24 protein-coding genes and 1 tRNA gene are annotated in these 22370 nt (G+C 67.3%); 15 read left to right on the top strand and 10 right to left on the bottom strand.

The features are described from left to right. The first annotated feature begins 17 nt into the window (after nucleotides 1-17). Nucleotides 18-593, top strand: a complete 576-nt coding sequence (gene aosR / locus ACWDPV_RS18345; RefSeq protein WP_348808243.1) for an oxidative stress transcriptional regulator AosR — start codon at nucleotides 18-20, stop codon at nucleotides 591-593. Continuing rightward, complete coding sequence (locus tag ACWDPV_RS18340; RefSeq protein ID WP_348808242.1) at nucleotides 590-1717, top strand: P1 family peptidase; 1128 nt, start codon at nucleotides 590-592, stop codon at nucleotides 1715-1717. Before aosR ends, ACWDPV_RS18340 begins: the two co-directional genes overlap by 4 nt. A 33-nt stretch (nucleotides 1718-1750) precedes the next feature. Here ACWDPV_RS18340 and ACWDPV_RS18335 read toward each other — a convergent pair whose 3' ends face one another. Both ACWDPV_RS18335 and ACWDPV_RS18330 read right to left on the bottom strand, forming a co-directional pair. Further along, nucleotides 1751-2140 carry a DUF4189 domain-containing protein gene (locus tag ACWDPV_RS18335; RefSeq protein WP_348808241.1) on the bottom strand — a complete coding sequence of 130 codons (390 nt, stop codon included), beginning with the start codon at nucleotides 2138-2140 and terminating at the stop codon, nucleotides 1751-1753. 26 nt (nucleotides 2141-2166) lie between these two features. Beyond that, nucleotides 2167-2955, bottom strand: coding sequence for an LppX_LprAFG lipoprotein (locus tag ACWDPV_RS18330; protein WP_348808240.1), 789 nt, complete (start codon nucleotides 2953-2955; stop codon nucleotides 2167-2169). Nucleotides 2956-3266: 311 nt separating this feature from the next. Between ACWDPV_RS18330 and ACWDPV_RS18325 the strand changes: the two genes are divergently transcribed. The 8 genes from ACWDPV_RS18325 to rdgB all read left to right on the top strand — a co-directional run bounded on the left by ACWDPV_RS18325 (nucleotide 3267) and on the right by rdgB (nucleotide 8715). Continuing rightward, nucleotides 3267-3674 (top strand): M67 family metallopeptidase, encoded by a 408-nt coding sequence (locus ACWDPV_RS18325; protein WP_348808239.1) that lies wholly within the window; start codon nucleotides 3267-3269, stop codon nucleotides 3672-3674. Nucleotides 3675-3682: 8 nt separating this feature from the next. Continuing rightward, nucleotides 3683-3988 carry a MoaD/ThiS family protein gene (locus ACWDPV_RS18320; protein ID WP_348808238.1) on the top strand — a complete coding sequence of 102 codons (306 nt, stop codon included), beginning with the start codon at nucleotides 3683-3685 and terminating at the stop codon, nucleotides 3986-3988. Nucleotides 3989-3991: 3 nt separating this feature from the next. After that, entirely contained in the window at nucleotides 3992-4963 is a 972-nt protein-coding gene (locus ACWDPV_RS18315) for a PLP-dependent cysteine synthase family protein (RefSeq protein WP_449744111.1), read from the top strand. 40 nt (nucleotides 4964-5003) lie between these two features. Continuing rightward, complete coding sequence (locus ACWDPV_RS18310; protein ID WP_348803261.1) at nucleotides 5004-5633, top strand: rhomboid family intramembrane serine protease; 630 nt, start codon at nucleotides 5004-5006, stop codon at nucleotides 5631-5633. Continuing rightward, nucleotides 5630-6439 (top strand): glutamate racemase, encoded by an 810-nt coding sequence (gene murI / locus ACWDPV_RS18305; RefSeq protein ID WP_348803895.1) that lies wholly within the window; start codon nucleotides 5630-5632, stop codon nucleotides 6437-6439. Before ACWDPV_RS18310 ends, murI begins: the two co-directional genes overlap by 4 nt. An 87-nt stretch (nucleotides 6440-6526) precedes the next feature. Beyond that, nucleotides 6527-7291 carry a cyclic nucleotide-degrading phosphodiesterase gene (locus ACWDPV_RS18300; protein WP_449744110.1) on the top strand — a complete coding sequence of 255 codons (765 nt, stop codon included), beginning with the start codon at nucleotides 6527-6529 and terminating at the stop codon, nucleotides 7289-7291. Between the two features lie 54 nt (nucleotides 7292-7345). Continuing rightward, nucleotides 7346-8095, top strand: coding sequence for a ribonuclease PH (gene rph / locus ACWDPV_RS18295; protein ID WP_449744109.1), 750 nt, complete (start codon nucleotides 7346-7348; stop codon nucleotides 8093-8095). Further along, nucleotides 8095-8715: an RdgB/HAM1 family non-canonical purine NTP pyrophosphatase gene (gene rdgB, locus ACWDPV_RS18290; RefSeq protein ID WP_348803264.1), complete on the top strand. Its 621-nt coding sequence runs from the start codon at nucleotides 8095-8097 to the stop codon at nucleotides 8713-8715. The genes rph and rdgB overlap by 1 nt, the downstream gene beginning before the upstream one ends. 3 nt (nucleotides 8716-8718) lie before the next feature. On the opposite strand, the gene ACWDPV_RS18285 is transcribed toward rdgB, so the two are convergent. Beyond that, entirely contained in the window at nucleotides 8719-9087 is a 369-nt protein-coding gene (locus tag ACWDPV_RS18285) for a DUF3817 domain-containing protein (RefSeq protein WP_348803265.1), read from the bottom strand. 13 nt (nucleotides 9088-9100) lie between these two features. Beyond that, a complete protein-coding gene (locus ACWDPV_RS18280) occupies nucleotides 9101-9556 on the bottom strand; it encodes a transcriptional regulator (protein ID WP_348803267.1) in 456 nt (151 codons plus the stop codon). Nucleotides 9557-9686: 130 nt separating this feature from the next. Here ACWDPV_RS18280 and ACWDPV_RS18275 point away from each other — a divergent pair. Beyond that, nucleotides 9687-9771 (top strand) — tRNA-Leu (locus ACWDPV_RS18275). 50 nt (nucleotides 9772-9821) lie between these two features. Here the strand turns inward: ACWDPV_RS18275 and ACWDPV_RS18270 are convergent. Beyond that, nucleotides 9822-10184 (bottom strand): histone-like nucleoid-structuring protein Lsr2, encoded by a 363-nt coding sequence (locus ACWDPV_RS18270; protein WP_348803268.1) that lies wholly within the window; start codon nucleotides 10182-10184, stop codon nucleotides 9822-9824. A gap of 92 nt (nucleotides 10185-10276) precedes the next feature. Then, entirely contained in the window at nucleotides 10277-10585 is a 309-nt protein-coding gene (locus tag ACWDPV_RS18265) for a hypothetical protein (protein WP_449744108.1), read from the bottom strand. On the opposite strand from ACWDPV_RS18265, the gene ACWDPV_RS18260 reads away from it, so the two are divergent. Next, on the top strand, nucleotides 10575-12812 hold the full coding sequence (locus ACWDPV_RS18260; protein ID WP_449744107.1) for a DUF222 domain-containing protein: 2238 nt from the start codon (nucleotides 10575-10577) through the stop codon (nucleotides 12810-12812). The two genes, ACWDPV_RS18265 and ACWDPV_RS18260, sit on opposite strands and share 11 nt — an antisense overlap. A 36-nt stretch (nucleotides 12813-12848) precedes the next feature. Here ACWDPV_RS18260 and ACWDPV_RS18255 read toward each other — a convergent pair whose 3' ends face one another. Further along, nucleotides 12849-14582, bottom strand: coding sequence for a hypothetical protein (locus ACWDPV_RS18255; protein WP_449744106.1), 1734 nt, complete (start codon nucleotides 14580-14582; stop codon nucleotides 12849-12851). 222 nt (nucleotides 14583-14804) lie between these two features. Here ACWDPV_RS18255 and ACWDPV_RS18250 point away from each other — a divergent pair, with 222 nt between their 5' ends. The 3 genes from ACWDPV_RS18250 to ACWDPV_RS18240 all read left to right on the top strand — a co-directional run bounded on the left by ACWDPV_RS18250 (nucleotide 14805) and on the right by ACWDPV_RS18240 (nucleotide 17817). After that, on the top strand, nucleotides 14805-15017 hold the full coding sequence (locus tag ACWDPV_RS18250; protein ID WP_449744105.1) for a hypothetical protein: 213 nt from the start codon (nucleotides 14805-14807) through the stop codon (nucleotides 15015-15017). Beyond that, the gene (locus ACWDPV_RS18245) at nucleotides 15017-16516 is read left to right on the top strand and encodes a DUF7782 domain-containing protein (protein ID WP_449744104.1); all 1500 of its coding nucleotides are present in this window, start codon (nucleotides 15017-15019) and stop codon (nucleotides 16514-16516) included. The genes ACWDPV_RS18250 and ACWDPV_RS18245 overlap by 1 nt, the downstream gene beginning before the upstream one ends. A gap of 149 nt (nucleotides 16517-16665) precedes the next feature. Beyond that, nucleotides 16666-17817, top strand: a complete 1152-nt coding sequence (locus tag ACWDPV_RS18240) for an acid phosphatase (RefSeq protein WP_449744103.1) — start codon at nucleotides 16666-16668, stop codon at nucleotides 17815-17817. Between the two features lie 24 nt (nucleotides 17818-17841). Here ACWDPV_RS18240 and ACWDPV_RS18235 read toward each other — a convergent pair whose 3' ends face one another. The 3 genes from ACWDPV_RS18235 to ACWDPV_RS18225 form a co-directional block, all read right to left on the bottom strand. Beyond that, on the bottom strand, nucleotides 17842-19038 hold the full coding sequence (locus ACWDPV_RS18235; protein WP_449744102.1) for a trans-sulfuration enzyme family protein: 1197 nt from the start codon (nucleotides 19036-19038) through the stop codon (nucleotides 17842-17844). Then, nucleotides 19035-20228, bottom strand: a complete 1194-nt coding sequence (gene opgC, locus ACWDPV_RS18230; protein WP_449744101.1) for an OpgC domain-containing protein — start codon at nucleotides 20226-20228, stop codon at nucleotides 19035-19037. The genes ACWDPV_RS18235 and opgC overlap by 4 nt, the downstream gene beginning before the upstream one ends. Before the next feature lie 127 nt (nucleotides 20229-20355). Continuing rightward, nucleotides 20356-22140, bottom strand: coding sequence for an AMP-dependent synthetase/ligase (locus ACWDPV_RS18225; RefSeq protein WP_449744100.1), 1785 nt, complete (start codon nucleotides 22138-22140; stop codon nucleotides 20356-20358). Between the last annotated feature and the right edge of the window lie 230 nt (nucleotides 22141-22370).

Raw genomic sequence — 22370 nt, 5'->3', positions numbered from 1 at the left:
CGCGGCCGGGATCACACGTGCGCACCTGGAAACGTCAGGGTCGTGGTTCGCGTATGCGGATCTGTTCCAACCTCGACCGCAACGAGGTCGAGCTGCTCACCTCGATGGTCTCGTCGATGATCGATCTCCTGCATGAGCGGGAGTCGAGCGCACCGACCGACGATCTCGCGGAGCTCACCGGAATCCGGACCGGGCATTCCGCGCCGCCGGGCGATGTGACCCTGGGCCGGTTGCTGCCGGACTTTCATCGGCCCGATCAGGAACGCGAACTGGCCGCCGACATGGTCAACGGCGATCTCAACGCGGCGCTGCGCAGCATCAACGAACCCAAGATCATCGACGCGAAGATGGCCGCGGCCAAGACCCTGCTCGATTCGCTCCCGCCCGGCGGTGGCGACATCGCACTGACCGAGGCGCAGGCGCTGGACTGGCTGACCGCACTCAACGACGTGCGACTCGCGCTCGGCGCGATGCTGGGGATCTCCGAGGACACCCCGGATCAGTTGCCCGAGGGCCATCCGCACGCCGCGCATCTCGACGTCTACCACTGGCTCACGGTGATGCAGGAACTCCTGGTGGAGTCGTTGATGTGAGTGCCGCGGCCCCTGCCGGTGGCCCCGGCGACGTGCCGGTGAGCCGTCGGGGAGATCGCCTCACCGACGTCGCCGGGATCACCGTCGGCCATCATCATCGCCTCGACGACGACGTCGTCGTCGGCGGAGATCGGCCCGGCGATCGGCCCGGGTCGGGCTGGGCCACCGGGACCACGGTCGTCCGCATCGCCGGTCCGGACCCGCGGGCCGCGGTGGACGTGCGTGGTGGTGGGCCGGGGACGCGTGAGACCGACCTGCTCGACCCGTCCAACACGGTGACCGTCGCCCACGCGATCGTGCTGACCGGCGGCAGCGCCTACGGGCTCGCCGCCGCCGACGGCGTGATGGCCGAGCTGGAACGTGCCGGTGTCGGACTGCCGATGGACATCCACGGCCACGTCGTGCCGATCGTGCCGGCGGCGGTGATCTTCGATCTCCCGGTGGGCGGCTGGGATCGTCGTCCCGACGCGGGATTCGGCGCGGCCGCGACACGCGCGGCGGCGCAGGGCTTCGCGATCGGAAGTGTCGGAGCCGGAACCGGCGCCCGCGCCGGCGGCCTGAAGGGTGGTGTGGGTACCGCGAGCCGGGTCATCGACGCGGGCCCGGCGGCCGGCGTGACGGTCGGTGCGCTGATCGTGGCCAATCCGGTCGGGACGGTGATCGATCCGGCAACGGGATTGCCGTGGGGCATCGGCGTCGCCGATCTCGAGCGGTTCGGTCTGCGGCAACCGACTCCGGCGGACATCGGTGCGGTGGCCGACATCGCCTCCAAGGCAACGGTTCTCAACACGACGATCGGCGTGGTGGCCACCGATGCGGCACTGAGCCCGGCGTCTCTGCGACGGATGGCGGTGGCCGCGCACGACGGCCTGGCCCGCGCGATCGTGCCGGTGCATTCACCGCTGGACGGCGACACCATCTTCGCGGTGTCCACCGGGGCCCGCCCGGTGGAACCGTCGCCGCTCATCCCGCCGGGGATGAACCCCGAGGCCGCCGTGCTCACCCAGGTCGCCCAGGTGGCGGCGGAGGTGACGCGCGATGCGGTCTGGCAGGCGGTGATCGCCGCGCGGCCGGTGGCCGGCATTCCCGCCTACGCAGACGTGGTGCCGTCGGCATTGCGCTGACGGCACCACGAGTGCTGGATGGGTCGGGGAGTGTCAGTCGTGCCCGGTGGTGCACACCCAGGTGTAGATCTCCCCGCCGCCCGCGGCGTAGAGCGCGTTGGACTGGGCGGTGTAGAGGCTCGAGCCGCGTCCGTAGCCCCAGTAGTCCGGCGACGAGGCGACCGCGCCGCAGCCGTTGACGAAGTCGACGACGACCTTGCAGCCGTACCCGCACGCGCCGAGCGCAGCGGCGTCGGCCTCGGCGTAGGAGTCGTAATCCCAGGCGCGGCCGACGGTGCCGTCGGAGATGTTCAGCGCGATGGCGCCGTAGTAGTTGCCGTACGCGTGGGCCGGTGCGGTCTCCAGCGCGGCGGGGGCGACGACGGCCGCACCCACCGCGCCCACTGCGGCCGCAGCGGCGACGAAGCGCTTGCGAATGGTCATGGCTTTCTGCCTTTCGTGGGTGGGTGTCAGGCCGGCACGCGGGAGGCGTCGGCCGGGTTCGGCGGTGTCGAGGCGCTCGGCGTCACGATCTGCGACGGCTTGCTCACTTCGACGGTGTCATTCCACTTCGACAGCGTGATCGTCATCGACGAGTTGGGGACCGGCGTGATGGCCACCCGGGCGAGCTGATTGTCGGCGGTGATCCACACGGTGATCGGGACCTGCGCATTCTGATTGGCGGTCACGTTGACCCCGGTCAGCGGTGCCAGGGTCATCGCCGCGACGGTGCCGGTGACCTGGGTGGCCTGCACCCCGTCGACCTCGGCCGCACCGGTCTTGGTCGGGTTCTGGATCTGCCGGAGAAGATTCGCCAGCCCCTTGTCCGGATCCAGTACCACCGACACGTCGTAGATGGACCGGCCATCGCCGTAGTCCACGAATCCCTCATCACCGATATCGGCGTAGAGATGCTCGTCGACGTAGACGAACGGGGCCTTCACCTCGGTGGTACCGAGCAGCACGGTCGCGGTGCCCTTGGCCGCCATCTGCGGCTTGGTGGTGACGTCGGCCTCGACCGCCTTGGCGGTCAGATTGGGGATGGTCCCGGTCACCACCAGGTTCAGGTGGGCGCCGGTCAGGGCGGCGGTCGAGTCGGCGGCGGCACTGACCAACGCGGCCGGATCGGTGATCGTCGAGGTGGCCGTCGTCGAACCCGACGAACCACTCTCGGAGCCCGACGAACATCCGGTCAGGGCGAGGGCGGCGGCGATACCCGCCGCGACGGCTGCAGTGGCAACACGCTGGGCACGTTGCATGAAATGGCACTCCTTTTCTGTGGTCCCCGAGGCCGGTGGTCGATGTGAGAATCCGGCACCGCAGATCGAGGTAGGCACACGCTACAACGGGCCCCTGCAGGTCAACCCCCTTTGTGGATCGGATGGATGACATGCGTTCGGAGGACGGGTCGGCGAGGTGATCGGAACGGGTGATCGACTCACGCGGTGACGTCGAGAGGCCGTCGATTCGTGGTCGCACGGAATAGCCCGGTCGCCGGCGTCGTTGATGTCCGGCGGACATTGCCTGCCCGCCGGGGCGGGCCCGGAGGATCGCGGCGGAGGACGAGTCGGTGTTGAGGATCGGTCGGGACCTGGTGGATCAGATGATCGCGCACGCGCGCGCCGATCACCCCGACGAGGCGTGCGGCGTCATCGCCGGCCCCGAGGGTTCCGACGACCCGCAGCGGTTCATCCCCATGGTCAACGCGGAGCGCTCGCCCACCTTCTACCGATTCGATTCGCTCGAACAGCTCAAGGTGTGGCGCGAGATGGACCGCAATGACGAGGAACCGGTGGTCATCTACCACTCACACACCGCGACCGAGGCATATCCCAGCCGCACCGACATCTCCTACGCGAGTGAACCGAACGCCCACTACGTCCTGGTGTCCACCCGGGAGCCCGATACCGCGCAGGTGCGCAGTTACCGGATTCTCGACGGGGTGGTCACCGAAGAAGAGATCGAGATCAGGAGCTGAAGAACATCATGGCCGTCACCGTTTCCATCCCCACGATCCTGCGTACCCACACCGGTGGTGAAAAGCGGGTTGACACAAGCGGATCCACCTTGTCGGAGGTGTTCGACAATCTGGAGTCGGCCAACCCCGGCATCCGCGACCGTCTCGTCGCCGACGGCAAGCTGCACCGTTTCGTCAACGTCTACGTCAACGACGAGGACGTCCGTTTCTCCGGCGGACTCGACACGTCGATCGACGACGGCGACGAGGTGACCATCCTGCCCGCGGTCGCCGGCGGAGCCGGAGTGCGGTTTCCGGCCGGCGGAGCACGCTGAGGCGTGGCGCGCTACGAGTCGCTGATCGCCTCGGTCGGCAACACCCCGCTCATCGGTCTGCAACGGCTCTCGCCCCGGTGGCACGACTCCGACGACGGCCCGCATGTGCGATTGTGGGCCAAACTCGAGGACCGCAATCCCACCGGTTCCATCAAGGACCGTCCGGCGTTGCGCATGATCGAGCAGGCCGAACGCGACGGTGTGCTGACGCCGGGCGCGACGATCCTGGAGCCGACGAGCGGAAACACCGGGATCTCGCTGGCGATGGCAGCGAAGCTCAAGGGCTATCAGCTGATCTGCGTGATGCCGGAGAACACCTCGGAGGAACGTCGATCACTGCTGCGGATGTACGGTGCGCAGGTCATCTCCTCGCCCGCCGCGGGTGGTTCGAACACCGCGGTCCGGGTGGCCAAGGAACTCGCGGCCGACCACGACGACTGGGTGATGCTCTACCAGTACGGCAACGAGGCCAATTGGCTCGCGCACTACGAGGGCACCGGTCCGGAACTGTTCGCCGATCTGCCCGAGATCACCCACTTCGTCGCCGGTCTGGGAACCACCGGAACCCTCATGGGGGTGGGGCGGTATCTGCGTGAGCGGGTGCCGGGCGTGCAGATCGTGGCGGCCGAACCCCGCTACGGGGACGAGGTCTACGGCCTGCGCAACATCGACGAGGGCTTCGTCCCGGAGTTGTACGACGACACGGTGCTGACGCGTCGGTTCTCGGTGCAGGGTGTCGACGCGGTGGCGCGGGTGCGCGAACTCATCGACACCGAGGGGATCTTCGCGGGCGTCTCCACCGGCGCGATCCTGCAGGCGGCACGCGGCGTCGCACGTCAGGCCATCAAGAAGGGCGAACGTGCCGACGTCGGGTTCGTCGTCCCCGACGCGGGATGGAAGTATCTGTCGACCGGGGCGTACGACGGTAGCCTGGAGGAGGCCCAACAGGCCCTCGAAGGGCAACTCTGGGCGTGAGTCCGGTGATGGCCGGCCCCCACCGGTGAATGAGGAGGACATGACCGTCACACCGCCGACCGCGACCCCACGCGCAGGCCGACCGCTGTGGCAGCGATCGGCCATCGTCATGGCGGCCATCGTGGCCCTGCTGGTGGTCATCGAGGCGATCGACGCGGCCACCCGCTATCAACTCGATGATGCGGGTATCGAGCCGCGGCAGATCGACGGTCTCGACGGCATCCTGTGGGCCCCGTTCCTGCATGCCGATTGGGCACACCTGTGGGCCAACCTCATTCCGGGCATCGTGCTCGGCTTCCTGGTGTTGATGACGCGCCGGTTCCTGATCGTGACGGCCATCGTGTGGGTGATCTCGGGACTCGGGGTGTGGCTGATCGCACCTCCGTACACGATCACCGTCGGCGCGTCGGGGATCATCTTCGGCTGGCTGACCTTCCTGCTCGTGCGCGGCCTGTTCAACCGGGACTTCTGGCAGGTGCTGCTGGGTATCGGTCTCTTCCTCGTCTACGGCTCGGTGCTGTGGGGAGTGTTCCCCGGCACGTTCGGGGTGTCCTGGCAGGGCCACCTGTTCGGGGCCATCGGCGGTGTGGTGGCCGCCTGGTACCTCGCCGACCGCGACCGCCGACGCCCGAATCGTGGTGCCGGGACCACTCCGGGGGTGAGGTCATAACCGCATCATCGACGCCCGACGCTCCGATCGGCATCTTCGATTCCGGCGTCGGCGGGCTCACCGTCGCCCGCGCGATCATCGATCTGCTGCCCGACGAAGACATCGTCTACATCGGCGACACCGCCAACGGCCCGTACGGTCCGCTGACCATTCCGCAGATCCGCAAGCACGCTCTCGCGATCGGCGACGACCTCGCCGAGCGCGGCGTCAAGGCCATCGTCATCGCGTGCAACACCGCGTCGGCGGCATGCCTGCGTGACGCCCGGGAACGGTATGCCCCGATCCCGGTGGTCGAGGTCGTGCTGCCGGCGGTGCGGCGTGCGGTGGTGGCCACCAAGACCGGGCGGATCGGGGTGATCGGCACCGAGGCCACGATCGCCTCACGTGCGTATCAGGATTCGTTCGCCGCGGCCCGCGACGCGCAGATCACCGCGGTCGCCTGCCCGAGATTCGTCGACTTCGTCGAACGCGGAATCACCAGTGGGCGACAGATCCTCGGTCTGGCCCAGGGATATCTGGAACCGCTGCAGGAGGCCGACGTCGACACCGTCGTTCTGGGGTGCACGCACTATCCGCTGTTGTCCGGCGTGATCCAGTTGGCGATGGGTGACGAGGTCACGCTGGTGTCGAGTGCGGAGGAGACGGCCAAGGACCTGTTCCGGGTTCTGACCGAGGGTGACATGCTGCACCCGCATTCCGATCGCGAGGCCGAGCGGGTCTTCCAGGCGACCGGTGACCCCGCGTCGTTCGCCAAGTTGTCCAGCCGTTTCCTCGGTCCCACCATCGGGGCGGTGGCTCGCATCTGAGGAATGTCGACACCGATTCGCCGGCCCGCAACCGACTTGTGCCCGATACCTGATCACCATGCCATGCGCGCATGGCATGGTAGGAACATGCGTCTCACGGTCCTCGGGTGCTCGGGAAGTGTGGGCGGGCCGGGGGCGGCCTGCTCGGGGTACCTGTTTGCCGCGCCGGGTGAGCAGCCGGTGCTTGTCGACTGCGGGCCCGGGGTGATCGGTGAACTCATGAGGGTGGCCGATCCCGACAACATCGCGGTGGTGCTCAGCCACATGCACGCCGACCATTGTCTCGATCTACCCGCGATGCTGGTGTGGCGTCGCTACGCCCCACCCGGTCCCGCACCGGAGAAGGCGCCGCTGTACGGCCCGTCGGGTGTTGCGACGCGCATCGGTGCGGCGTCCTCGGAATATCCGGGCGAGATCGACGACATCAGCGACACCTTCGACGTGCACGAGTGGAGCGACGGGATGGAGATCACCCTCGGGGGCCTGCGTATTCAGGCGCTCGCGGTTGATCACCCGCCGGAGACCTATGGGATGCGGATCACCGGACCGGACGGGCATGTGGTGGCCTTCAGCGGTGACACCGGCCCGTGCGACGAACTGATCGACGTCGCCGCGGACGCGGACCTGTTCCTGTGTGAGGCGTCGTGGACCCATGACCCGGCCACTCGGCCCGAACACCTGCACCTGTCGGGTATCGAGGCCGGAGAGGCTGCGACCAAGGCCAATGTGAAGACGCTCGCGATCACCCATGTCGCTCCGTGGTGTGACGCCGAAACCATTCTCGCCGAGGCCCGGAGCACGTTCTCGGGACCGGTCGAGTTGGTGCGACAGGGTCAGATCTTCCACTTCTGAGTCGGCGCGTGGGGGGCGTCGGCGGTGTCGGAGGCGATGTCTACAGTTGGTGAGGTGACCACACGCGCTGACGGCAGGGCCGACGACGAACTCCGACCGATCACCATCACCCGCGGATTCACCAGCCATCCGGCCGGATCGGTGCTCGTGGAATTCGGCGAGACCCGGGTGATGTGCACCGCGAGCGTCACCGTCGGCGTGCCGCCGTGGCGGCGCGGGTCGGGACTGGGGTGGCTCACCGCGGAGTATTCGATGCTGCCCGCGGCCACCCACGAACGGTCTCGTCGGGAATCGGTCAAGGGCAAGATCGGTGGCCGCACACACGAGATCAGCCGGCTCATCGGACGTTCCCTGCGGGCCTGCATCGACCTGGCCGCGTTGGGGGAGAACACCATCGCCCTCGATTGCGACGTCCTGCAGGCCGACGGCGGTACCCGCACCGCGGCGATCACCGGCGCCTACGTGGCCCTCGCCGACGCGGTCACCTGGCTCGGTGCGGCAGGCCAACTCAGCGATCCGCAGCCACTGTCGTGCATGATCGCCGCGGTCAGCGTCGGCGTCGTCGACGGCCGGGTGCGTCTGGACCTTCCCTACGAGGAGGATTCCCGCGCAGAGGTCGACATGAATGTGGTCGCCACCGACGCCGGCACGCTGGTCGAGGTGCAGGGGACCGGTGAGGGTGCGACCTTCCCGCGTGCCACCCTCGAGAAGCTGCTCGACATCGCCGAGGTGGGCACGGCCAAACTGTTCGAGGCCCAGCGGATCGCGCTGGAGCAGCCGTACCCGGGCGAGCTTCCGGCCTGATGGCCAATCGGATTCTGCTGGCGAGCCGCAACGCCAAGAAGCTTGCCGAACTGCAGCGGGTCGTCGACGCGGCGGGGATCGTAGGACTCGAGGTGATCGGACTCGACTCGGTGCCCGACTACCCCGAAGAACCCGAGACGGGCGCCACGTTCGAGGAGAACGCGCTGATCAAGGCACGTGCCGGGGCGCGGGCCACCGGCCTGGTCTGTCTCGCCGACGATTCGGGGCTGTCGGTGGATGCGCTCAACGGGATGCCCGGGGTGCTGTCGGCGCGGTGGAGCGGCCGCCACGGCGACGATGCCGCCAACAACGACCTGCTGCTGAATCAGATCGGTGACGTGCCCGACGAGCGTCGCGGTGCCGCGTTCGTCTCCGCGTGTGCACTCGTCGCGCCCGACGGTTCCGAAACCGTGGTGCGAGGGGAGTGGCGTGGCACGATCCTGCGTGTCCCGAGGGGCGCCAACGGCTTCGGTTACGACCCGCTGTTCATCCCCGACGACGCCGTCGCGGCCGGCCGATCGTCGGCGGAACTCTCTGCGCAGGAGAAGGATTCACTGAGCCATCGCGGAAAGGCGTTGGCGCAGTTGGTTCCCGCGCTACGAGGCCTGGCCGCCGACTGATCTCTACAGCGTCTCGCCGCCTATCCCGTACTGCGCCTTCACTTCCTTGGTCCGGATGTGTTCGACGTAGAAGGACAGGAACGGGATGGTGCCGGCGATGGCGGTCACCAGGATCTTGCCCAGCGGCCAGCGCACCTTGATGGCCAGGTCCACCGCCAGGATGAGATAGACGAAGTACACCCACCCGTGCACGATCGGGACGAAGTCGAGGGCGGCGACGTCGAATCCGTACTTGAGGATCAGTTCTGCGACGAGTAGCAGCAACCACAGACCGGTGATCCAGGCGAGAATGCGGTACCGCAGGAGCGCTCCCTTGACCTTCTCGATCGGTGCGGCCGCTGGTGCGACGTCGGTCGCGGATTTGTCGCTCACTGAAATGGGATCCTCACTTCTCGGATGTGTCGGTATCGGCCGGCGGCACGGTCTCGCGCAGGGCGGCGTGGGCGTGGTCGGCGGCGTTGAGTTCGGCCAGGTATTGGTTGTACTCGCGCAGCGACGGATCGTCGTCGTCGGCCCGGTCGCGCTGCAGGGTCGACGCACTGGGGATCGTCGGACGCTCGGGCAGGATGCCCTCGGGGATCTCGGTCGCGGCCTTGTTCTCGGCAATCTTCTGCGCCTCGTCCGGATCGCTCTCGAGGACCACGAAGCGGCGGTACGCCCAGACGAAGGCGAACCCGAAGGCCGGCCACTGCAGCGCGTATCCGAGATTCTGTTCAGTGCCACCGCCGGACTCGTAGGTGTCCCACTGCCACCAGGCCAAACCCAGGCAGGCGATTGCCGCGGCGACCGCGAGCACCAGGAGTGCGGGGCGGTGACGACGACGGCCGGACTGCGTAGACATACCTACGACGGTACCTGGCCTGCGCCGATGCTCTGCCGGGCGGTCGGGGTGATCTGCGTCAACGGTGACGCCGACGCTCGGGCTGATGCGGTTCGCGGGAAGTGCAGACGGTAGGCTGTGCTCGCAGCACGCGCGAGTGGCGGAATTGGCAGACGCGCTGGATTTAGGTTCCAGTGTCTACGGACGTGGGGGTTCAAGTCCCCCCTCGCGCACCAGCATTCACCTCGGTCGGTGACCCCTATGGCGAGGAACCTCGGCGTTGGTCTCAGTGCGCCGCGTCGTACGCGTCGACGACGTTGCGAGGTAGGCGACCCCGGGCGGAGACGGAGTATCCGTTCGCAGTGGCCCACTCCCGGACCTGCGCCGGGTCCGGCGTGGTGGATTGGCGTCGGGTGGGCGGATCGATGCGTGTCGCGGTGGGGTGACGTCGACCCCCGACGCGGGTGGAGACGGCGAGCAGTTTGGCGAGCGGGACCCGTCCGTCCTCGATCTTCGCGAGGTTCACCTTCGAGGTATCGAGCCGGTAGACGACGCCCGCCCAGGACCACATCACACTGCGTGCATCGTCGACACCGAGGGGTTTGCCATCGAGGTCGTCGACGAACGAGGTCACCTTCACCCTTGCCACGTGATGCACGTTAACACATGGATAATCCGATGTCGCGAATCCGGGAAAGGAATCGACGTCAGCCTCACGTGAGGCGACGCGGCTCCGTCGCCTCAGGTGAGGCTGGTGTGCCCGACGACGCGCCATTCGCCCGCCGCGTAGTAGGTCGTGTACCCGTTCGGTTCGACCACTTTGAGCACCCCGCCGTTCTCGATGGTCAGGTCCGCGGACTCGTACTCGTGATCGCGGCCTCCGGTCAGGACGAGCTTCACATTCTGCGCCATGGCAGTCGAGCCTAGAGTGACCGATGGTCGCCCGCCCTGCGAGCGAACGGTTTTGTCGGTGCCCGTCTCTACAATGATGGTCAGATCGAAGAGAGCTTCGACGGTCATCTTGTTCGAGGGGGCGAGGGTGAGCACCATTCCGTGGAGCGCGCGGATTCGTGGGGATGTGCGCGATGCGTTGCTGAAGCAGGGGCCGTCGCCGTGGCCGGGGTTGCCGCCGGAGTTTCTGTTCGGGGTGGATCCGGATCGGCTGGATCAGCATTCGATCAACGAAGTACTGGTGGCGATGACCGAACTGGACCGCTGCCGCTCCTATATGGCGTGGCTGGACTCCTACTTCACCGCCTATGTGGTGAGGTGTCTGACCGATCGGCCGTTGGATGAGTCGGCGGAGTACGCGCAGATCGCGGCCGAACACATCTCCCGGACCCGGAATCTGGCGATGGTGACCACCCGGCGGATGCTGGATGAGGCGATCGTGATGGCCACCCGCCTGCCCAAGACGGGGCGGGCATTACTCGAAGGCCGGATCAGCCACAGTCAGTTCCGGACCCTGATCGATCGCACCAACCTGCTCGATCCGGGACCGGCCTTGCATCCGAACACCGCCCTGGTGGACGCGGCGATCGCCGAGCGGTTGTTCAGCCGCCAGGGGCAGTGGCCGGCGACGAGTTTGCGGGACATGGTCGACAAGATCGTCTTCCAGCACGCACCGGACGCGGTGCGGGAACCGCGGAAGCGGAACCTGGACAAGCGGGCTGTGTTCACTCATTTCGAGGGCGACGGGACCGGGGAGATCACCGGGACCATGTCCGCGGAGAACATCACGATCGCGGAGAAGACGATCGCCGCCCTGGCCGATTGTGCCTGCCGGAAGGATCCGCGGACGCGGCGGCAACGTCAGGCCGATGCCATGTACTCGTTGTTGTCGGGGACGCAGTTCGCGTGTGAGTGCGGGCGTGAGGACTGTTCCGCGGTGATCCCGGAGCCGGGCTGTATTCCGGATGTGCAGATCGTGTTGCACGTCATTGCCGATGAGACCACCGCTGCGGCGATCGAGGAACGCCAACGACAACAAGAACAGCACGAGCAGGAGCAGTCTGCGGCCGCCGACAGCGAATCCGATAGCAGTGCAACCGAATCCGTGGTCCAGTCACGGCGTCCGGAACCGGAACCCGAGTCGATGCCCACACCTGAGCCGGTCGTGGAGGCCGACGCGGGTGCGGCACAGATGTCGCTACTCGACGAGAGCGGTCCCTCTGACGCGGACACTGCAGACGTGGAACAGGCACCAGAACCCGAGTCTCGCACCGAGCCCGAGCCCGAGTCGGACGCCGACGTGGGCGTGGCGCGGATGTCGTCGCGTATGGAGAGTCCTGAGGTGAACGCTTCTGACGGCGAGGGCACTCCCGATGCGGCCGTCGTCGACACCGGCGGCGACTCATGCGGTGAGTCGCCCTTGTCCGGCGCTCAGAAGTTCATTCAGCGGTTGCGCCGCGATACCGCGCGCTCCAGCGAGGACGCCATCGAGTGGTTGGTGAACGCGGAACGCCGAGCACAGGAAACGGCGGCCACCGGCGCGGACACCGCACCCACCGACACCGAATCAGGCTCTGCCGAAACAGTTTCGGCCGACGACACGCCTCTCGGCGGCAACCTCGGCTACCTCGTCGGGCAGGGCGCGGTCATCCCCGAACAGTTCCTCGATCTGATCAGCCGATACCCGACCACGATCCGACGACTGGTGCCCAAGGGCGTCGATCCCGAGGACGTCGAACTCCCGTCGGCGTTGCCGTCAGATCCGTACCGACTGTCGACGGCATTGGACACATTCATCCGCATCCGCCACGGCGAATGCGTCATCCCCACCTGCCGGGATAGTGCCTCCGACGGCGACTGCGATCACGTACACGAGTACGACCACGAGCACCCCGACCGCGGTGGGCAGACCACCCCCGACGGGCTGAACGCGAAGTGCCGTGGGCATCATCTGCAGAAAACGCACTCCCGGTGGCTCGATGACCAGTACCGCGACGAGAACGGCCGACTGGTCACGATTTTCACCACCCCGGAAGGACTCAACATTCCGGGGCCGGCGGAAACCCTCGAAGACTTCTTCGGCGGGCTACGCCGCTACCGGTTCGCCGACCCACCCGCGGCGCCACCGACACCCCGGGAACCGGGCGTGATCCCGACCAGTAAGCGGGATCGGCTCGCCGCCAAATATGAACGGCGACGCCGCGAACGCGAACGCAACCGCGCCCGCATCGCCGACGGTGTCGCCCCACTTACCCCGCCACGCCCGAAACGACGCGAGAAGCGATACCCCGTCGTGTCCGACGACGGCGCACCACCACCCTTCTGAGGGTGAGGCCGCAACCGCGGCCGGTTCAGGGTGTGATTAGCCGATTCCCGGAATTTGAATCGGCAGACCGGGTATCGGCTGCCGGGTGGTCGTGGTCGACGCCGCGCCGCGGTTCGGCGTGCCCGACGGCCGAGTACTCGACGGCGTGCTCGCACGGGAGCCCGCGCGCGGAGGGGCGGTCGGCGTCGTCGTGCTCGCCGACGGAAGGGTGGCGTTGTCGCGGTTGAGCTGCGCGCCACGCCCCGTGCCGGTGGTGTCGTCTTCGGTGAAGCACATCGAGCGAATCACGTTGTGGAAGTTGACAAGTCCATAGGTGAGGGGAAGTGCGGCGACGGCACCGATGGCACGAGTCGGGGAGAGGAAACCGACGGTCGGACTGCCGAAGATCTCACCTTCGGCGAGACCGCCGACCGTGGTGAACAGGTACAGCGACAGGTAGTACGAGTAGTACGCGGCCGTGAGCGACTTGGTGACGGTGAGGTCGGCGACGCTAACCGTCTCCAGCGGGTTGTCCCCCTGATCGAGGTTGTGCTTGAGGCCGATGACGATGTCGAGCGGCGCACCGCCGACGTACGGGACCAGGCTGCCCAACAGCGAGGCGGCGCCCTCGAGCTGCGTGAAATCCGCGGGATCGGCAGGAATCAGATTGTGCGGAATCCGAGTTGTCTTCATCCGCGCCAGGATCGCATCGGTTTCGCGTGCGACCTGCGTCCTCTGCGCGTCGGTGGTCGCGGTGCTCTGCACGTAGTCGCGGGTGCGGGTCACGATGCGGCTCAGCGGGACGTTACCCACGGCGTCACAGGTCTCGTTGTCGGCCAGCGAGAGCTGATTGGCCACGCTTCGAATAACCGCGGGAATGTCGATGTCGTAGGTGACGTCCTCGCTCGGGCGGCCCGCCTCGGCTCGCTGGTCCTCGGTCACCCGAGCCACGCACTGGTTCATCACCATGTTCGAGACGGCCTGATAGGTGTACTGCGCACCGAGCGCCCCACCCTGGACCGCGATCTGCAGGATCGTGTTGTAGGTCAAGTAGCCCTGGAAGCTCGCGAGCGACGTGCCTTCGAGGGGACTGCCCAGGAACGGCGTCAACTGCAGCGCGAACTTCGTCGGCGCGATCACCGTCGCGAACAGGTACAGCCACGCCGTCTCGACCGCCTGCGCGAGAGTGATGTTGCCGACCGGAATGGCCTCACCCTCCTGGCCGTCCTTGATCTTCAACAGCTGCATGACCATCCACTGCGAGATCGGTCCGCGGTACTTCAGCGATGGATCGTCGGTGTCGGCGCCGAGTGCCATCGGGTTGTCGGAGATGGCCAGGGTGGAGACGTTGAGCCGCTTCATATCCCGATGTGCGGCATCGCGAGCGGCGTAGGCGTTGGCCCGCAACTGCGGCGGCAACGAGGGGAGAAGTGACTCGAAGAGGGAATCGTAGACCACCGACATCGTGGTGAACTCGCCGCTCACGCACACGGTGGCCTGACCGCGGTTCTCATCCAGCGGCCGCAGCAGCGACCGCGGGCTCGCCGCGATCCGGTCGATGCGCTCCTGGAAGGTCTCGGCCGGCTTGGTGGCCGGCGTCCTCGGCGGTGCGGTCTGCTTGGCGACCGGTGTCGGGACCGGGGCGAGGGCCGGGCTCAGGACGGCGGCCGACCCGTTCGACGTGAAAGCGCTGGCCGAGAACGCCGTCAACGTGGCAACCGCGGACACCCGGACAAACCACGTCTTGCCCCGCCCCGACCGCTGACCCCGCATCGAACCCACCACTGCCACCTGCACTCCTCAGCCTCCCCGGTGCGCTGGGAGGACACGGACGAGCCGTCCACGCGCACCACGACACCGTCGCCACGCAACCTCACGACGGTCAGAATTTGAGGAAAAGTTAGCATAACCTTGCCTGAACGAAAGGATCGTGAGCAGGATCACCATCACATCCGGTAACACCGAACGTCAACGTTGGTTGACGATGATGGCTGCGACGTGCACGATGGGGGCATGCACACAGGAATCGGCACCGGGGACTCCGGCGACCCCGACAATCCGGTGTCGGCGTTGGCTGAGGTTGCCGACCGTCGCCGGCAGCTCGCACGTGACGAGGAGGTCGCGGTCCGGCGGGCTCGGACGGCGGGTCTGTCCTGGGCGGAGATCGGCGTGGTGCTCGGTGTGTCCAAGCAGGCAATGCACAAGAAGTACCGGCGGGTCGGCTGATGAGCGATCTTCCGCTGCAGTCGACATCCGTCGTCGATTCCTTGGGTTCCGACCTGTGCGCTGCGGGGTACACCGCCGACGGGGTGTCGGAGTTACTGGGCGTAGAGGCGAATGAGGCATTGGGTCGCGGGGTCTGGTGGCCCGCGCTCCGCGCCACCGGCGCCGATACTGCTTCTCCGTCGCTCGCCACTCTGGTCCGAGTGTTTCTCCTGGGCTCGGATGAGCCGGAAACCGCCGTCACGCAGGCATTTCCGACGACCGGCGTCGACGTCCTCATCGACGCGGGCGTGATCGAGCGAGTTGCCGACGGCCGCCTGCGTGCGGTCCTGGATATCCGGCCGCACGCCGATGACGTCCGGGACTACCTGGTCGTATCCGACCAGGACGCGGCCGTGCGGTCCGGTCCCGTGGCCCACGACCACGTTCTGGGGATCGGTGGTGCGTCGATCTCGTTGGTGCGCGCGGTGATCCGTGACCCGGTCGAGAGTGCGCTCGATCTCGGCACCGGGTGCGGGATCCAGGCACTGCATCTGGACGCGCACTGCGAGTCGATCGTGGCCACCGACACCAACCCGCGGGCGCTCGCCCTGGCCGCGGCGACCGCGCGGATCAACGGAATGGATTGGGACCTGCGAGCCGGCAGCCTCTTCGAGCCGGTGGCCGACGAGCGGTTCGACCTGGTCGTGTCCAACCCGCCGTTCGTCGTCGGGGCCGGTGGGCAGGACTACATCTACCGGGATTCGGGGATGGCCGGAGATATGATGTGCGCCAACATAATTCGGCAACTCCCGGATCATCTGACCGACGGTGGCACGGCGCAGCTGCTCGCCAACTGGATCGTGCGTGACGGCGAGGACTGGCGCGACCGGATCGTGGGCTGGCTTGACGGAACCGGACTCGACGCCTGGGTGGTGCAACGCGAACTCGCCGATCCGATCAGTTACATCTCGCTGTGGCTCTCCGATGCCGGCGAAGACCCGGAGCAGATCGCCCGCCGCGGGTCGGGCTGGCTGGACTGGTTCGCCGAGGAGCAGATCACCGGGATCGGGATGGGTGTGATCACCGTGCGCCGCAACGGCCGTCGCATTCCGGACCACACCATCGAGGAGATCACCGGGGCGGGTGAGGAGGTGACCGGCGAGGAGGCACGCGCCTTCCTCGACCGGCGCGATTACCTACTCGGACACGACGACGCGCATCTGCTGGCTGCGCGGTTGCGGACCGCGCCGGTCTTCCTCGAATCGCAGTCACTACCCGGCGACGGCGGCTGGCAGGAGATCGGGTCATCGGTGCGGCGACCCGGCGGGCCCGGCGCCGTTCTCGGCGTCGACGAGGTGTCCCGTGCACTGTTGGCCGGATGCCGCGGGCAGGTCCCCCTCGGCACGCTGATCGATCTGCTCGCCGGCGTCCACGACGTCGACGCCGACGCGCTGGCGCAGGCGGCCATCCCGGTGATCCGCGAGGCGATCGGCCGCGGAATCCTGTTCGAGACACGCTGATCCGCCGGCCGGCATTCTGGGCGGAATGTCGTTTTCGGAGGCAATGGTCACCCAGTGTTCACCTCGTGTGCGACCGCCTGATGCCGAGTGATCCATCGCGCTTCGTGAGGTGAGTGCGACAGCGGTACGACGGGTCGATCGGAGGAATCATGGTGCGTCCGAAGTGGACAAAGATCATGGCTGCGGCGGTGGCGGCGGTGGCATTGATGGCGCCGACGGTGGCGACGCACGCCCCGGCCGCCGCCGCTCCGGCATGTACGTTCACCTCGACGGCCGTACCGGCGTCGACGGGATTCACCGCGGCACAGAAGTCCGACCCGTTCACCACCGCGGCACCGGCCAATCACATCGCCATCCTCGACGGGTTCTCGCGCACGTCGCCGCTGGTCCGGCAACAGAACCTCGCGGAGACGGTGGCCGTCAACACCACCGCCTCGCCCGCGACCGCGCGGTATGCCGTCGACGACAACTACGCGATCGAGGGTCCGGCCATATTCAACGCCCTCGGATCGCAGCTGGCGCCGGCCTTCTCGGCGGCGCTGCGGGCCGGACAGTTGCCCAAGACCTCCGAACTGCTCCTGGGCGAGGAGTCGATCGCCGGGGAACGCATCAGCACCACCAAGGAGAAGAAGTACTTCCAGTATCCACGCCCGTTCGAGGTTGCGCCCCAACTCATTCGACGATACGGCGACGGTCGCCCGGACCTGTACGCCGCGGTCAAGGGCAGCGGCTCGTATCCGTCCGGACACACTACTTGGGGGTACACCCAGGCATTCCTGATCGCCTCGATGCTGCCGGAGATCGGTCCGCAGATCCTGGCCCGCGGCGCGGAGTACGGCTATCACCGCATCGTCCTCGGCGTGCACTACCCGCTCGACGTGATGGGTGGCCGGATGCTGGCCCAGGCCACCGCCTCAGAACTGCTCGGCGATCCCGGATTCGCCGCCCTGTTCGCCGCCGCCCGCACCGAACTGCGTGGCGTGCTGCAGGCCCGGGTGGGCGCACCGATCGGCTCCGTCGCGGCCTGTCAACAGCCGTGGGAGCCGACGGCGACGGCGCTGGCCGACTACCGGCAGCGGGCGAGCTACTCGTTCCTGCCGACCGGTGACACCGCATCCGCGCTCACCGTGCCGACCGGGGCGGAGAACCTCATTCGTGCCGCACATCCCGGGCTGAGTGCCTCCCAGCTCCGAAACATCCTGGCCCGCACCGCACTTCCGGCAGGATATCCGCTGGACAAGTCCGGGCCGACCGGGGGATGGCAGCGTCTGGACATCGCCCGCGCCTGGGTCACCCACTGACCTGTCACCCACTGACGCGCGCGCTCACCCGAAGGTGGCGTCGAGGGCGCCGATGAGATCGGCGATCAGATCGTCGGCGTCCTCGAGTCCGACCGAGAACCGCAGATGTCCGAACGTGCGGAACGGCTCCGGATAGGCGGCCACCCGTGGGCCGTCGGTGCCGACGTGAACGATGAGCGACTCGTCGTGGCCCAGGGAGACCGCCGAGGTGATCACCCGGAGGTGGGAGACGAAGCGGTTCTGGGTGGCCGGATCGCCGTCGACCGCGAACGCCATCATCGCGCCGAATCCGCGGCCACCGAACTGGCGTGCGGCGAGCTCGTGCTGCGGGTGCGACGTGAGGCCGGGGTAGGCGACGAAGGCCACCCGGGGATCACCCGCGAGGACCGCGGCGACGCGCTCGGCGGTGCGCTGATGCTGGCCGAGCCGTAGCGGCAACGTGATCGAGCCGCGCTCGATGAGCCAGGCGTTGAACGGGGAGATGACCCCGCCGACATCGACCATCGCCTCGCATTTGATCTGCCCGATGCGCTCGGCATCGCCGATCACGGCTCCGCCCATGGCATCTCCGTGCCCGTTGATGTACTTGGTCAACGAATGCACCACCAGGTCGGCGCCGTCGTCGAGCGGGCGATACAGCGGCGGTGGGGTGAAGGTCGAATCGACCAGCAGGACGGCGCCGGCGTCATGGGTGAGCGTTGCGAGGGCGGAGATGTCGGCGACCTTGGTCGTCGGATTGGCGATGGCCTCGGTGATCACCATCCGGGTCTTCGGCCGCATCGCCGCGGCCACCGCGTCGAGATCGGTGATGTCGACGAAGCTCGCCTCGATCCCGTACTTGCGGGGGAGCAGTTCGGTCCACAGCTTCCACGTCGCCTCGTAGGTGGTGTCGGACACCACGACGTGGTCGCCGGCGGCGACGAAGGTGAAGAATGCCGCATGCAGCGCCGCGACACCCGAGGCGAGGGCCACGGCGTCCTCGCCGTGGTCGAGGACCGCCAGTTTTCGTTGCAGGGCAAGCTGATTGGCGCCCGAGTTGCGGGTGTAGAGCAGGTCATCGGTGCCCGACCAGTCGACCGCCTCCGGATTCGGGGGCAGGTGATAGGAGTTGGCCATGGTGATCGGTGTGCGGATCGCGGCGCCTCGGGTGTCGTTGCCGGCGTGGACGGCGGTCGTCATGTCACCGGCGGTGGCGATCACCTCGTCGCGATTGCCGCTCATGACGGTGATCCGGCGGAGACCGAGCGGCGAACCGACGAGTGTGTGGCGGAGGCGACACCGACGGGCCGCACGGCCGGTGCGGGCATCCTCCGCGCGATGGCCGCGGTGATCGGCGCCGCGAGAATCGCCGGCAGATGATGCAGCTTGTCGACGTGGCAGGCACGCCGGAACTCCGCCCACGCCCAGCATGCTCCGAACACTCCGACGGCGATCGCCGTCATCGACCACGTCGACCACGGCCGATCCAGGATCATGATCGGCACGACGACCAGGCCCAACGACTGGATGACATAAGAGTCCAGACTCCGGGCACCCGACAACATCAACGGTCGCAGCCAGTCGCGATGCCACTGGGCGAGGAAGACACGGAAGACGCCATAGACGACAGGGACGACGACCCAGGCGCCGACGACTCGCGCCACGCCCAGGTCGAGCTTGTCGCCCAGCGCCGGCTCGAAGGCGGCGAGGGGGCCGTCGATCACCAGGAAACCCATTGCCGCGGCCACAATGGCGGCCACCAGGACCAGCAGTGGCAGGTGCCGTTCGATCCTGGTCGCGAGGTGCCACCGCCGCCAATTCCACCCGATCGCAAGGGCGGGCACGAACAGAACCTGCCAGGCCGCCCAGTTCTGGATCCGGGGCGCGGTCATGTCGGCGGTGAGATAGAACCAGTCCGGCGGATTGGTCTGGGCGAGTATGTACAGTCCGATCGACGCGGCGACGACCGCCGCCCACCACCCGCGCGCCAGCATCGGCAGGATGGCGAAGGCCGAGGCCATCAAGACCATGTACATCAGCAGGATGTTCCCGCCGCTCGGCAGGTACGCCATCGTGACCGAGGCCCAGATACCCTCGGCCCACCCGTCCACCGGCAGCAGCCAGGTGAGCCGGAAGTAGCCGGCCATCCCCGCGGCCACCGCCACCAATGCAATGGTGAGCTGGCAGACGTAGAGGACCGCGAGGCGGGCGGCGAGCTTGCCGAAGGCGTACCGCATGCCGTGTGCGTCGATCCAGCCGTGATGGACCAGCCCGAGGATGAACCCGGACACCAGGACGAACACACTCATGCCGTCCACGTAGGGGAAGGCATGGGTAGGCATGGCGATCTTGGCGCCGTCGGCGAAGTGGGCGGTGATCATGCTCCAGATCGCCAGGCCGCGCGTCACGTCGATGGCGAGGTCCCGGTTCATCGCCCAGAGACTATGGCCGGGCCGTCGCCCCCAGGGCCACGACGCGCCGTCGAGTCCCAATCGTCACATTTGTCACTTGAGTAACAGGAGTCTCACCCCGCCATCGAAAGACGCAGGTGACCGTTGATCAGGTGTACAGGTCGGCGATCGCCTGCTTGTAGGTGTCGCTGATGACGTTGCGCTTGAGCTTCATCGTCGGCGTGAGCTCGCCGGATTCGATGGTGAAATCGGACTCGAGGATGTCGAACTTCTTGATGGCCTCGGCCTTGGACACCTTCGAATTCGCCTCCGCGACGGCCGCGTCGATCTCGGCGCGCAGCGCCTCGTTCTTGATGAGGTCGGTCATCGGAGTGTCGGCGGGCAGGTGGTGGCGCTCGAGCCACCCCGGGGCCGCCTCCGTGTCGATGGTGATGAGTGCGCCGATGAACGGCATATTGTCGCCGACCACGAGGCACTGGCTGACCAGCGGATGGGCGCGGATCGCGTCCTCGAGCTGGGCGGGGGAGACGTTCTTGCCGCCGGCGGTGACGATGATCTCCTTCTTGCGGCCGGTGATGAACAGGAACCCGTCGTCGAGATGTCCGATGTCGCCGGTGTGAAACCAGCCGTCTCGGATCGCGTCCGCGGTGGCCTGGGCGTTGTGCCAGTAGCCGGTGAACACCACCGGACCCTTGAGCAGCACCTCGCCGTCCTCGGCGATGGCGACGCTGACGCCGGGCACCGGCCGTCCGACCGAACCGACCTTCTGGTGGTCCTCGTTGTTGGCGGTCACCGCGGCGGTCGTCTCCGAGAGCCCATAACCCTCGTACACCGGGATGCCGACGCCGCGGAAGAAATGTCCGAGCCGGGCGCCGAGGGGGGCCCCGCCGGAGATGGCGCCCTCGCAGTTGCCGCCCAGCGCGGCGCGCAACTTCTTGTACACCAGCACGTCGAACAGCTTGTGCTGCAACGACAACATCAATCCGGCCGAACCGTTCTCGGTGGCCTTGCTGTAGGCGATGGCGGTGTCGGTGGCCCGATCGAAGATGGCGCCCTTGCCGCCGTCGTAGGCCTTCTGCTTGGCCGAGTTGAAGACCTTCTCGAACACCCGCGGCACCGACAGGATGTAGTTGGGCTTGAAGACCGCGAGGTCGTTGATCAGATTCGGGATGTCGTTGGTGTGGCCGAGGATCACGCCGTTCTCGACACACCCGACGGCCACGACGCGTGCGAAGACGTGGGCCAGCGGCAGGAACAGCAGGGTGGAGCGGCCCTCGACCAGTCCGGCGCCCACCGCGTCGCGGGTGGCGGCGCACTCGGCCAGGAAGTTGGCGTGGGTGAGTACGACGCCCTTGGGCCGGCCGGTGGTGCCCGAGGTGTAGATCAGGGTGGCGGCGTCGGAGGAGAGCTGGTTCGCGTGTCGCTCGTCGAGTACCTCGTCCCCGAGCTTTTCGCCCCGCTTGCTCAGCTCGGCCAGTCCGTGGCGGTCGATCACCAGGGTCTCGCGCAGCGGATCGGGGGAGAGGATGACCTCCTGATGCTTGGTGAACTGCGCCTCGGATTCGATGATCAGAAGGGTGGTGCCGGAGTTCTCGACGATGTATTGGACCTGATCGGTGGCCGAGGTCTCGTAGATCGCGACGGTGACCGCGCCCGCGCGCCAGATCGCGTAGTCCAGGACCGTCCACTCGTAGCGCGTCGACGACAGGATCGCGACCCGATCACCGGCCTGCACGCCCGAGGCGATGAGTCCCTTCGCGACGGCATCGACCTCGTCGGCGAAGTGCTTGGCCGTCACCGTGATCCACGTTCCGGACGCGCGCTTCTTGAACAGCGGCATGGTGGGCCGCTGTTCGCGGTAGCGCAAGATCGCGTCGACCGTCGTGGCCTTGTCGTCGATGGCGAGGTCGGACGGGGTGGTGTATTCCTGCATGACGCTCCTGGGTGAATACGGTGTGGTCGAATATGGGTGATCGAATACGGGCATTTCGGGCAGACGGTGCGAGTCACATGGCCGCTGCGTAGTGGTAAGTGGCACCTAGGGTATCAGCAACCCGGTGGCGCCGATCACAGTGCGGATCGACCGTCGCGACGTCGGAGAAACCGATGTCACCACGGCCAAACCGCCGCAGATAAGGACTCTGGCCGTCGCGCGCATTACAG

Source organism: Gordonia sp. NPDC003504, assembly GCF_053587995.1.
The sequence above is the reverse complement of the archived record's forward strand: the minus strand, read 5'-3'. Positions and strand labels throughout refer to the sequence as shown.